The following is an 11986-nucleotide window of genomic DNA, read 5'->3' as shown; positions in this document are numbered from 1 at the left end:
TGGTATCAACCAGGACAGAACGATTACCGTTCCACCAGTCCAGTGCGAGCAATCCGGTTTCACCCGGTTTATATTCAGCCGCTTTACGCTCCAGCCATACATGGACGTTTACGCCTTCCGCAGCTGCCTGCTCCTTCACCTCAGCCGGAACAGCATGCTCCACGAACCAGGCGAAAATATCTCCTACTGCCGATTGTCCAGCCTCATATCCGTAATATCCCGGGATAATTCCGTTCTCTACAACACCGCACATACCTTCTACTTCTTTTTCTTCCTCGCCGAGCAGCATATGGCAAATAGAAGTTCCCATCGCCATGACCAGCTTGCCTGGTGTAACGACGCCTACTGCCGGAACAGCCGCATGTGCATCCACATTGCCTACCGCTACCGCTGTTCCCGGATTCAGCCCGAGTTTTGCAGCCATTTCTTCTGTCAATCCACCTGCACGGCTACCCAAATCATAAATCTCACCGCGCAGCTTCGTATCCGTCAGATTTTCCAGACGCGGATCAAGCGCCTTAAAAAATTCGCGGTCCGGATAACCATCGCGATGATGGTAAATGGACTTATAGCCAGCTGTACACTGATTACGCTTCAGCTCCCCGCTGAGCTGAGAAATAACCCAGTCTGTCGCTTCTACAAAACGGTCTGTCTGATCATAAATGTCCGGTGCCTCATTCAGAATTTGCCAGATTTTTGCGATCATCCATTCGGACGAAATTTTTCCTCCATAGCGGGGTTGAAACGCCTCTCCGCGCTGAGAAGCAATTTCATTCAAACGATCTGCTTCATCCTGTGCTGCATGGTGCTTCCACAGCTTTACCCAACTGTGCGGGTTATCCTTCAGCTTCTCGTCAAAGCACAACGGTTGTCCTTGTGCGTCGATCGGGAGCATCGTACAGGCCGTAAAATCAATCCCGATCCCGATGATGTCATCTGGGGAAATCCCCGTTTCCTTCATAACAGCAGGTACAGAAGTGGTCAGCACTTCAATATAATCAGCCGGATGCTCCAGCGCCCAGTCCATTTCCAGCTTGCGTCCGCTACCTGGCAGCACTTCATCAATAACCCCATGGCGATATGGTGTTACATGCGTAGCAATTTCGGCTCCATTTGACAGGTCAACAATGACCGCACGGCCGGACTCCGTTCCATAATCGACACCAATGGTATACTTGCTCATTTGTGTGCCTCCTCCTTTTTCGTTTGCCCATAATAGGCATTTGCCCCATGCTTGCGCAGAAAATGCTTATCCAGCAACGCCTGATCCATCGAGGTTAATTCCGGATTCAGAATGAGGGAACGGTATGCCATTTTGGCAACTTCCTCCAGCACAACCGCATTATGAACTGCATCATGAGCATTTTTACCCCAAGTGAACGGCGCGTGCTGATTCACGAGTACACCCGGAATGTCTGTTGGACTAATATCCTTAAAGGTCTCAATGATCACATTCCCTGTCTCCAGCTCATATTCCCCGGCAATCTCCTCCGAAGTCATCGCACGAGTACATGGAACGGTTCCATAAAAATAGTCGCCTTGCGTTGTACCTAACGCCGGAATCGCACGTCCTGCTTGCGCCCAGCTTGTAGCCCAGGAGGAGTGGGTGTGCACAATGCCTCCAATTTGCGGGAAAGCACGGTACAGCGCCAAATGTGTAGGCGTATCAGATGAAGGACGAAGATCACCCTCAACAATATCATCTTGAAGATTAAGTACAACCAATTGTTCAGCCTTCAGATCTTCATAGGCCACACCGCTTGGCTTGATAACAACTAATCCCTGCTCACGGTCGATACCGCTTACATTTCCCCAAGTAAAAGTAACCAGACCATGCTTTGGAAGCGCCAGATTGGCCTCCCATACTTCCTTTTTCAATTGTTCCAACATGTATAAGACACTCCTTTTACTATCATTTCTGAAATCTGCAATGGAAGTGACTGAACCCAACTTCTGATGAAAATGACAGGAAGGTCGTTACGACCCTTTATCCTTGGTTCCGCTTTCATTATACACTTGTACGTACAACTTAGCCAGTCTTTTTTTATCTCTTTTTTCGATCAATTCCCACACCCGTTTTCAGAAAAAACATAGTAAAAACAGCCTATTTTCTGCAATTGAGAAAACAGGCTGCTATAGTGTGACGAGAAGTGCGGCGAGAAGTATGCCGAGAAAATATACCGCTTTGAAGCCGTATACTCACTAACTTGTCCTTACATGTTCATAAAAATAAAAGTAACTGAAATTCTACCCTACGTTTCCCGGGGCTGGCCCTGTGGATTCGCGAACAATAAGCTCAGGCGGTATAATCCACTGACGATCCTCTTCACGATAGCCCTTCTCTTCAATCATTGACAGCATGGTATCGGCAGCACGCAGCCCCAATTCTTCCTTGGGATGCCGAATGGTCGTTAGCTTGATTTCCGTTGCTGTCGCCAAAAATGAATCATCAAACCCAATCAGCGATAAATCATTGGGAATGCTCAGACCTGCCGAACGTACAATATCCAGCAGTCGAACAGCCAGCTCATCATTATAGGTCACCCATCCGGTCGGGCGCTCCCCCGCTTCCATCGCCAACAGCTCCGATGCACGTTGTAATGGAAGCTCATTTTTTTCTTCTGTCCGGTAAGTCGTTACTGCATTCGGGTGTAATGTCACCCCATATTTGCGGTGAGCAGCCACAAACCCCTTCATCCGCAAAATTCCCTGCATATCATCGGTTTTGAAAAATCCGGCCAACCGTCGATGACCCAGCTTGATCAAATGCTCAGCCGCCAAAAAACCACCCTTTTCATCATCTACACGCAGACAAGGCGCATCCATTTCCTCATAACGCGCATTGATCATCAAATAAGGGATTTGGCGATTTTCCACGGTCAAGTAATAATTCAAGTTGGGATTACGCTCCCCGCTTTTGGTCGGTTCAATAATAATTCCACTCAGCGGCTGACTCAGCAGCATTTCCAGACACTGGCGTTCCTGCTCGGGGTCATTCCCTGTGCTGGACAGCAGCAGCTTGTAGCCCTGACGGCTTAATTTGGATTCAATCCCCTGTACAATAGAGGGAAAAATATAATCCGATATATAGGTCGTGACCACCCCAATCGTCCGTGGATCTTCGGGTTGCTTACGATCCCGTGTCGCGACAAAGGTGCCCTTGCCCTGCATGCGAAACAGCCAGCCTTCCTGTACCAGCTCGCCCAGCGCCTGCCGCACCGTTTGCCGACTAACCGCAAATTGCTCAGACATTTCATGTTCAGATGGAAGCTGGCTTTGAGGCTCCAGTTTGGATGAATGAATCCATGATAAAATTTCCTGTTTAACCTGTATATATTTGGGTGCCATAATTTCCTCCGTACTTGCAATATCGTGTACCCGTTCATATTCCACGATTATAGCATATCGTTCATTTGTACATACAAATGTTATAGGACCAGGATATTGTTGTATAGCCGCCGGAGGCGTAAACCCATTCGCCAATCCTTTCCTTTGTTACGCATGCTTGGCTAAATATCTATAGACCATCCGCAAAGATAGCACATTACGAACGAAGCAGTTGATGCTCATTCATATACTTGAGTCCTGTATAGCGGTCACGCAAAGTATGAGCCGTGCGCAAAGCACGAGCAAGCTGCTCCTCCGTAACTCCAAGCTCGACAATAGTGGATGGGCCACCGACATGAGCGAGCCATGCGCGGATCTGTTCCGATGTAGGCAAAGCCTGATATACTTTAAAAGCCTCCACATCCTGGCTAGCAGCCAATTCCCTGTACATGTCAGACAGCAAGGCGGAAGCTACGCCCACTTTGGCCCCATGCAAAACCTGCTTGCGTCCCTCTGCAATAAAATCCATTTCAATTCGGTGGGAAATATGGTGTTCTCCCCCCGACGCTGGACGCGAATGATCGATCATCAGCATCGAAATACCGGATGCAATCAGTGCATTCATCAACACCTCGACGCCTGCCCTGCTGCCTGCCGCAATCTCATCGACATGCTCTACACAGGCACGTAAAGCCTCCTCGGTAATCCGGTTAGCCACGGGTGAATACGGCTCATTTCCCAAATCTCTGGATACATGCCAATCTGCTAATGAGGTGAATTTACCGAGCATATCGCCAAAGCCTGCGGCAGTCATCGTCTGTGGTGCACTCGCCAGCACGGACAGATCCGCAAAGATCGCTTCCGGCGGAACCGCCTGAAATGTTTGCTTGCTGCCGTCTACGATCAGCGGCGCTCCTGCAGAGGTAAAACCATCCACGGAAGCGGCCGTCGGTACGGACAAGAACGGACGATTCATTTTATAGCATACGAAGCGAACCAGATCGTGAATCGTACCGGAGCCTACAGCCAGTACAGCCTGACTCTGATCTTTCACGCCCAGCAGCACCTTCATAATATAGGTTTCATCAGCGATGACATCTCCCACAGCATTCGGAGGCAGTCGGACCACATCAACCGTCAATCCTGCCTCGCGTATCAGCTTAGCCACCTTTTGGCCTGCCGCTGCCGAAGTATGCTCATCCTCTACCAAGGTTACATGACGATACCCCTGTTGATTTAAATAAGGGACGACAGCTTCAAGCGCTCCATCACGCACCTCAATGAACAACTCTACCTTGCGGTGAGGGTGATCAGCGTTGCTTGCCTGCGCCTCTTCGTTCCACTGCTTGATCTGCTCATTCATATTCATTTCATCAGCCTCCTGAAAAGGAATAATTTGCATAAGAATGACCCATAATGATAAAAAATTCAGTTTGAAAACGATTACTACTCAATTGTACGCACAAGTTCATGTCCAAGTCCAGAGAAAAGTACAAGTTACTGTTTCATTCATACATTAGAAAGGAATATGATTATGAAATATAGAACGGACATTGCCTGTGCGCTTGGATTACTGGCAGGTACGACTTTTGGCAGCGGTATTGCTTTTTTGTTCGGCTGGCAAGCCTATCGAGCTCTGACTTCTGTCAGCGTCTTTGGTATTGCTGGAATTATCATCACCATTGCTGTTTTTCGCTTGCTTCACCGCAAATCGCTTTCTTCGTCCAATTCCCGATAAATTCAATCGGTGGAATAAACAAAATGTACACATGTCCGCATACATAAAAAACGGGCCACACAAGCCATTTGCATCGCTTGAGTGTACCCGTTTTTATTTGACTCATATTTGAGTCTTAATGGGTGTGAACCTCTGGATCAACATCCAATTCATAATCAATTTCATCAAACCCGAATCCAAATAATTGAAGGAAGTCCAGACGGTACTGTTCGAGATCGCCCCGTTCAGACACGTTTTCTGTAGTGATCTCGGACCAGGCTGCTTTGACAGCCTCCTGTACATCCTCTCTCATTTCCCAGTTATCCAGACGAATGCGCCCTTCCTCGTCCGTTTCCACAGTTGACCCGCTATACAGCTTCTCGAACAGACGCTGCGCCTGCTCAATGCATCCCTCATGTAATCCCTTTTCTTTCATGACCTTAAACAGTAAGGAAATATACAGAGGCACAACAGGAATAGCCGAACTCGATTGTGTAACTAAAGCTTTATTTACAGAAACGTAGGCTTTACCATGATAACGCTCCAGTTGCTTCGTTAATGTATGCGCTGTGGCCTCCAAATCGTTTTTGGCTTGACCAATCGTTCCTTTGCGATAGATGGCCTCCGTGATCTCCGGACCAATATACGAGTAGGCCAGTGTGGTTACCCCATCAGCCAGCAGATCGGCTTCTTCCAGCGCCTTGAGCCATAAAGACCAATCTTCGCCCCCCATGACCGTGATGGTGTTCTCAATTTCCTCCTGCGTAGCCGGTTCCAGCGTAATTTCTGATACGACACCTGTATTCGTATTCACCGTTTTATTCGTAAACGGCTGCCCAATGGGCTTGAGAACGGAATTGAAGGTTTCACCAGTATCTGGATGTGTCCGCCGCGGTGAGGCGACACTATACACAATCAGATCTACCTTGCCCAGCTTTTCCTTTACCAGCTTCAACGTCTCCTGCTTCATTTCATGAGAAAAAGCATCTCCATTAATGCTTTCCGCTATGTAGCCAGCCGCTCTGGCCGCTCTTTCAAAGGCCACCGTGTTGTACCAGCCTGCCGAAGCCGTGCGTCCCTCTGAAGCGGGACGTTCGAAGGATACTCCTATGGTATCAGCTCCCATACCAAAGCTCGCAGCAATGCGGGAAGCCAGCCCATAGCCTGTAGATGCGCCGATCACGAGTACCTTTTTAGCTCCTTGTAGAGGCGTGCTGTCTTTGATGTAATCGATTTGACGATTGACATGAGCCGCACATCCTGCAGGATGCGCAGTCGTACATATGAAACCACGAATTTTCGGTTTAATAATCATTGCAAGGGTCCCCCTATTTAGGCATTCATTTAATATCGATGGAATGATTGTCCAGTCATAACTATATAGTAAAATAGCTTGCGGCTCAACACCTAACATAGTGCTTGAGACAACTGATGAGTATACTACTATAACGGAATCCCGGAACTGCCAACTCTACAAAAAAAGAAAAACGCAGCAAACATCATAGTCTGCAACGCTCTTGTACTCCATTATTCATTTTGAGTCATTTTCTAACAACACAACATCTTCTCCCTGCTGCTGTCTTATTTTAATATTAGCTCTCCCCCAGGAACACATCAAGCCAATAATTTCATTCGCTGTAATTCCATATTCGGTTATATAATACTCGACTTTTGGAGGCATTTGATTATATACATGCCTGCCGATAATGCCGTCCCTTTCAAGCTCACGAAGCTGCTGTATGAGTACCTTCTGAGAAATCCCCGGAATACTGCGCTGTAATTCACTTGTCCTTTTTGCGCCAGACATTAATAAACATATGATTAAGGCTTTCCATTTTCCGCCGATTATTTCAAGAGTTGCTTCTATACCCAAGTTATATTGTTTCATAATACCACCTTGTTCACACTAAAAATCACAAAGCTCATACTAATGTTTTATTATCGTATACATTATCATGGAGTCCAATACACACTTTCAAGTAACCTTCTTACTTCATTGTGTGTATTTACTCTTTTTGGAATGAATCATAATATGAATCTAGCATATGCAAACATTTTACGTAAGAAGGGTGATTTATTATGAAAACTCTTGTGATTTTAGCACATCCGAATATTGAAGATTCAAGAGTAAACAGAAGATGGAAACAGGAATTATCTAAATATCCAGAGGAAATTACAATTCATGAGATTTACAAAGCGTACCCAAACTGGAGCATTGATGTTTTGAAAGAGCAAAAATTACTAGAAGCATACAACCATGTAATATTCCAATTTCCTTTGTATTGGTATAGCTACCCGCCTTTATTAAAAAAGTGGTTGGATGATGTCTTCACTCATGGATGGGCTTATGGTTCAAAAGGCGATAAGCTAAAAGGAAAGAAGCTAGGGATAGCAATGTCAATTGGTGATAAAAAAGAAAATTACTCACCAACTTGTTCTGTTTCTTTTACTGTAGATGAAGTTATAGCACCTTTTATAGCGAGCACAGTACATGTTGGCGCAATCGCATTACCATATTTTTCCGTCTTCGGAGCGTCCTTTCAAGCGAGCGATGAAGACATTAATCAAAGTGCAAAAGAGTATATTCAGTATATTTTCCAGCATAAATAGAATGATTATTTATGATGAGCAGTACACGAAGCCTTTTAATCATATGAAAACAGACTCTCGGTGGCATTCAGCCCATCCAAGAGTCTGTAATTGTTAAGGTAGTATTGCGGTCGAGAGGACTCGGAAGAACACGAATATATCCAGCCCCGCTCCCTGCCATTGACAAATCTCCGCACAGGATTCATGGCTCTTGATTCTTGTTCATCTGCCCTTATTTCTTGCGTCTGATCGTAAAACCATTCTCAATTTTTTCAAAGCCGACTTTAGGGTAGTACGCCATTGCACTTGGTGCGGCTAACAAAATCAGTGCGACCTCTTCCCCAATTTCTTCTTGCACCTTGGCAATGAGATCCCGTCCTACTCCGGATTTCTGAGCTTCTTTGTCAACGGCCAGATCAGACAGATAGCAACAATAACTCCAATCGGTTAGCGCACGGGCCACACCGATCATTTTATCCCCAAGCCAGGCGGTCAGCAGGATATCCGCGTTATTCACCATCGCTTGAATTCGTTCAGTTTGATCAATTGGTCGTACAATCCCGCTATTTTTAAACACCCGAATTACATCTTCAACATTCACATCTTTATTGTTCCTGTATGTGATATTCAGCCTTTTTCGTCTCCTTTCAGCAGTGGAAAAGTTGTGTTCCACATGAATTAGCTTCCGGACTTAGCCGCGCGACAAAATTCTAGCGGACGATTTCTCACTCCTCTCCATTCTTAAATCCCTGAATCGATCCTCTTCCGACTAAGACCGATCCAAGCCTCAACCAAGTTGCCCCTTCTTCGATCGCGACTTCGAAATCGTTGGACATCCCCATGGAAAGATGCGGCACGGGATAAGCAAAGATTTCTCTTGTATTAAGTTCATCGCGTAATCGTTTTAATTCTCTAAAGACCGGTCTGGTCGCTTCGGCGTCGGATTCGTGTGGAGCCATCGTCATCAGCCCCACCACTCGGATCTGCTTCATCCGCGAAACCTCCTGCGCAAATGAAAATAAAGCTTCTGGGGAAAGTCCTTGTTTGCTTTTCTCCCCCGAAACGTTGACTTGGATAAAACAATTCACGACGACATTGAGACCGGCAGCCTTCTTCTCTATTTCTTTCATCAAGGATAAGCGGTCAAGCGAATGGATATACTCGAATTTGCCGATAACCTCTTTTACTTTATTGGTTTGCAAATGACCGATAAAGTGCCACATTCCTCGTGGTTGAAGGGCCTCCCATTTGGACTGCGCTTCTTGCGCGCGACTCTCACCGACATGGGTTAATCCGGACAGCAACACTTGCTCCGTTGCTTTTGTCGTTGTATATTTGGTCACGGCTATGATCTGGATTTCCTCTTCGCTTCTGCCGCATCGCCCGCAAGCTTCGCGGATGCGATGTTCGACTACGGACAGACGATCTTGCAGACTCATTGAATCACTCCCACCTTACGAATTGCCTGTTAGTCTTTCCCGAGAATCCGTCTCGGTTCCCGCCAAACGTTTTAGAAACGTATTTCTCCAGTTTGCAGACAATTCTTCCACTTCGAGGATTTGTTTAATGCCCTCGATATGATCCTTCTCTTGATGCATCATACGATTGGCGAATGAAACCGTAATTGCTTTCGGATGACGATGAAGGAGGAACAGTCCGTCGGCTTTAGAGGCAACTCCCTCTTCCAGAACGCGGAAGTAGAATCCCGTGTAGCCTGTTTGCTGTACCTTCAAGGGCATGTCCGGTACGCCGTACTTGATGGACAACTTGTAACAAGGCTGTCTCGGCTGGCTAACTTGAACGATTGCTTTGCCAAGCTTAAAGATGTCTCCAATGCAAACGTCAGATTCCAGCAAACCCTTTATCGTTAAATTTTCCCCGAACGCGCCGTAGTCGAGCGGTCTCCGCAATTCATTTTCCCAGAATGGGTAGTGCTCGTAGGGATAGACGCATACAGCTTTCTCTTTGCCTCCGTGATGAACTAGATCGCCCTGTCCATCCCCTTCAAAGTTTAGATAAGATAAATACAGTGATTCATCTGTGGCCGACTTGAATATCCCCGTAGAAACGTCCTTCTGATTAAACCGGACCTGCTTGGGCATGCCGACATTAAATGAAAGGATTTTGATAGATGCCATTCGGATCACCCCTACTCCAAATTTTGATCAACGAGTTCGCCAGATGCGTCTATATACCGCGTTCCTGCATTCGTTCGCCTGCCTGAAGCGAGGAAATTTCAATCCCTTTCATCGGAGTCCCCAGGTTTTTGGAGATATTCGCAATATACCCGAAGTCCGTATAATGCGTCGTCGCTTCCACGATGGCCCGGGCAAACTTCTCCGGCTGATCGGATTTGAATATGCCCGACCCGACAAAAACGCCATCCGCCCCCAAGTGCATCATCAACGCGGCATCGGCCGGCGTAGCAATGCCCCCCGCGGCAAAGTTGACTACAGGCAATCTGCCGGTTTCTTTGACTTGGAGCAATAAATCGTAAGGCGCGCCGAGTTGCTTAGCCTCGACCATTAATTCGTCTTTACTCAATCCTTGCACTTTGCGGATTTGGCCTAACAACAAGCGCATATGGCGCACGGCCTCGATGATATTGCCTGTTCCCGGCTCCCCTTTGGTGCGAATCATGGATGCGCCTTCCCCGATCCGACGCAACGCTTCTCCCAAATCCCTTGCCCCACAAACGAATGGAATCGTAAACACTTGTTTGTCGATATGGAAAATGTCGTCGGCTGGCGTTAATACTTCGCTTTCGTCAATATAGTCTACCCCGAGTGCTTCAAGGACTCTAGCTTCAACATAATGACCGATGCGCGCTTTCGCCATCACGGGTATGGTAACGGCTTTCATCACCTGCTCTACAATAACCGGATCGGCCATCCGGGCGACTCCGCCCGCCGCGCGGATATCCGCCGGCACTTTCTCCAGCGCCATGACCGCGGTGGCTCCGGCGGCTTCCGCGACTTTTGCCTGCTCCGCATTCATCACGTCCATGATGACGCCGCCTTTTTGCATTTCGGCCATTCCTCTTTTGACTCTGTTCGTTCCCGTTTCCATTTCACATTCCTCCATGCGCTATTTGCGAATTTTCGACGTATATGACTGAGTGTAATAGCGGCTTCAACCTAAAACAATTATATTATTTATATAGAAACTATAGTGAATTCCTATCGATTCTCAGCGTGCAACATACGAATTATTTCGTCGGGACAATACTGACTCCTCCCTTATCCGAATCGTTTCTGAAAGTCCATCATAAATTCCTTTAGCGCTTTGCATTGTTCATAGGTAACGGCATTATAGATCGAAGCTCGCAGATGACCAGCATCCCGGTGACCTTTCAATCCTACAAAACCGTTACGCTCCGACTCCAGAAGGAAGTGTTTTTCCAACTCCTCGTTAGAAGTTCGAAAAGTAACGTTCATCAGGGATCGACTATCCCGATCAGCCAACCTGCTGTAAAACCCTTCGCTGTCGTCGATTGCGTCATAGATCAAATCGGCTTTCGCACGATTCCGATTTTCTACCCCGCCCACCCCGCCGTTTGCTTGCATCCATTTCAGCACCAGATTGACGATGTGCACCGCGAATACGGGTGGCGTGTGATAGAGAGAGCGGCTATCCGCATGAATCCGGTAATTCATAATATCCGGAATAGGTGTAGAGATTCTTTGCAGAAGCTCGCGTCGGACGATCACGACAGTTACCCCCGAAGGCCCCAGATTTTTTTGCGCGCCTGCATAAATCAGCGCAAAGTCGGAAACATCGATCGATCGGGATAAAATATCGCTGGACATATCCGCGATGAGCGGTATACTGCCCGTGTCCACGAAATTTTTGTATTGAGTGCCTGCAATCGTTTCATTGGAAGTGAGATGAATGTAGGCCGTTCCCTGAGGAACCTTCATGTTATCGAGAGCGGGAAGCTTCTTAAAATGTGAGGATTCAGAGCTTGCCACAATGGCAACTTGGCCGAACTTTTGCGCTTCCGCAATCGCTTTGCCTGCCCATGTGCCGCTATAAACATAACTGGCCACGCTTCCGGCTGTCAAAAAATTCATTGGAACCATGGCAAATTGCGTACTTGCACCGCCTTGCAGGAACAACACCTCGTAATCGAGAGAAATATTCAGCAGCTCCTTCAGCAACTGCTGCGTCTCGCCATTGATCTTCTCGTATTCTTTACTTCTATGCGAGATTTCCAGGATGGATAAGCCGGCTCCCTGTAAGTCAAGGAGTTCCTCCTGTATTTGCAGCAGAACTTCCGAAGGTAAGGCTGCCGGGCCTGCATTGAAGTTATGGATTCGTCTCATCTCCATCCTAACCCCCAGATCAGTTAGA

At 47.1% G+C, this 11986-nt stretch carries 13 protein-coding genes; 2 read left to right on the top strand and 11 right to left on the bottom strand.

Going from position 1 to position 11986, the window contains the following annotated elements:
- The 4 genes from WG8_RS08790 to WG8_RS08775 all read right to left on the bottom strand — a co-directional run.
- Window positions 1–1183 (bottom strand): ribulokinase (locus WG8_RS08790; protein WP_007429777.1); only part of this gene is annotated, 1183 nt, incomplete at its 3' end.
- Window positions 1180–1890, bottom strand: a complete 711-nt coding sequence (gene araD, locus WG8_RS08785) for an L-ribulose-5-phosphate 4-epimerase (protein ID WP_007429776.1) — start codon at window positions 1888–1890, stop codon at window positions 1180–1182. The genes araD and WG8_RS08790, both read right to left, overlap by 4 nt.
- A gap of 357 nt (window positions 1891–2247) precedes the next feature.
- Complete coding sequence (locus tag WG8_RS08780; RefSeq protein ID WP_007429775.1) at window positions 2248–3348, bottom strand: GntR family transcriptional regulator; 1101 nt, start codon at window positions 3346–3348, stop codon at window positions 2248–2250.
- Between the two features lie 196 nt (window positions 3349–3544).
- On the bottom strand, window positions 3545–4696 hold the full coding sequence (locus WG8_RS08775; RefSeq protein ID WP_007429774.1) for a sn-glycerol-1-phosphate dehydrogenase: 1152 nt from the start codon (window positions 4694–4696) through the stop codon (window positions 3545–3547).
- 165 nt (window positions 4697–4861) lie between these two features.
- Between WG8_RS08775 and WG8_RS08770 the strand changes: the two genes are divergently transcribed.
- On the top strand, window positions 4862–5065 hold the full coding sequence (locus tag WG8_RS08770; protein ID WP_007429773.1) for a hypothetical protein: 204 nt from the start codon (window positions 4862–4864) through the stop codon (window positions 5063–5065).
- 115 nt (window positions 5066–5180) lie between these two features.
- Here the strand turns inward: WG8_RS08770 and fabV are convergent, their stop codons facing one another.
- Window positions 5181–6359 carry an enoyl-ACP reductase FabV gene (gene fabV / locus WG8_RS08765; RefSeq protein WP_007429772.1) on the bottom strand — a complete coding sequence of 393 codons (1179 nt, stop codon included), beginning with the start codon at window positions 6357–6359 and terminating at the stop codon, window positions 5181–5183.
- Window positions 6360–6575: 216 nt separating this feature from the next.
- The gene (locus WG8_RS08760; RefSeq protein WP_043890888.1) at window positions 6576–6932 is read right to left on the bottom strand and encodes a winged helix-turn-helix transcriptional regulator; all 357 of its coding nucleotides are present in this window, start codon (window positions 6930–6932) and stop codon (window positions 6576–6578) included.
- Between the two features lie 191 nt (window positions 6933–7123).
- On the opposite strand from WG8_RS08760, the gene WG8_RS08755 reads away from it, so the two are divergent.
- Window positions 7124–7654: an NAD(P)H-dependent oxidoreductase gene (locus WG8_RS08755; protein WP_043890887.1), complete on the top strand. Its 531-nt coding sequence runs from the start codon at window positions 7124–7126 to the stop codon at window positions 7652–7654.
- Window positions 7655–7865: 211 nt separating this feature from the next.
- Here the strand turns inward: WG8_RS08755 and WG8_RS08750 are convergent, their stop codons facing one another.
- From WG8_RS08750 to serC, 5 genes are all read right to left on the bottom strand, one after another.
- The gene (locus WG8_RS08750) at window positions 7866–8234 is read right to left on the bottom strand and encodes a GNAT family N-acetyltransferase (RefSeq protein WP_007429770.1); all 369 of its coding nucleotides are present in this window, start codon (window positions 8232–8234) and stop codon (window positions 7866–7868) included.
- Window positions 8235–8358: 124 nt separating this feature from the next.
- Window positions 8359–9072 carry a YggS family pyridoxal phosphate-dependent enzyme gene (locus WG8_RS08745; RefSeq protein WP_007429769.1) on the bottom strand — a complete coding sequence of 238 codons (714 nt, stop codon included), beginning with the start codon at window positions 9070–9072 and terminating at the stop codon, window positions 8359–8361.
- A gap of 15 nt (window positions 9073–9087) precedes the next feature.
- Window positions 9088–9771: an MOSC domain-containing protein gene (locus WG8_RS08740; protein WP_007429768.1), complete on the bottom strand. Its 684-nt coding sequence runs from the start codon at window positions 9769–9771 to the stop codon at window positions 9088–9090.
- 49 nt (window positions 9772–9820) lie between these two features.
- Complete coding sequence (gene pdxS / locus WG8_RS08735) at window positions 9821–10702, bottom strand: pyridoxal 5'-phosphate synthase lyase subunit PdxS (RefSeq protein WP_007429767.1); 882 nt, start codon at window positions 10700–10702, stop codon at window positions 9821–9823.
- A 170-nt stretch (window positions 10703–10872) separates the two neighbouring features.
- Window positions 10873–11958 (bottom strand): 3-phosphoserine/phosphohydroxythreonine transaminase, encoded by a 1086-nt coding sequence (serC, locus tag WG8_RS08730; RefSeq protein ID WP_007429766.1) that lies wholly within the window; start codon window positions 11956–11958, stop codon window positions 10873–10875.
- Window positions 11959–11986 lie beyond the last annotated feature (28 nt).

Source organism: Paenibacillus sp. Aloe-11, from assembly GCF_000245715.1.
Taxonomy (GTDB): domain Bacteria; phylum Bacillota; class Bacilli; order Paenibacillales; family Paenibacillaceae; genus Paenibacillus; species Paenibacillus kribbensis.
Note: the sequence above shows the minus strand (reverse complement) of the source record. Positions and strands in the feature narration are given on the sequence as shown.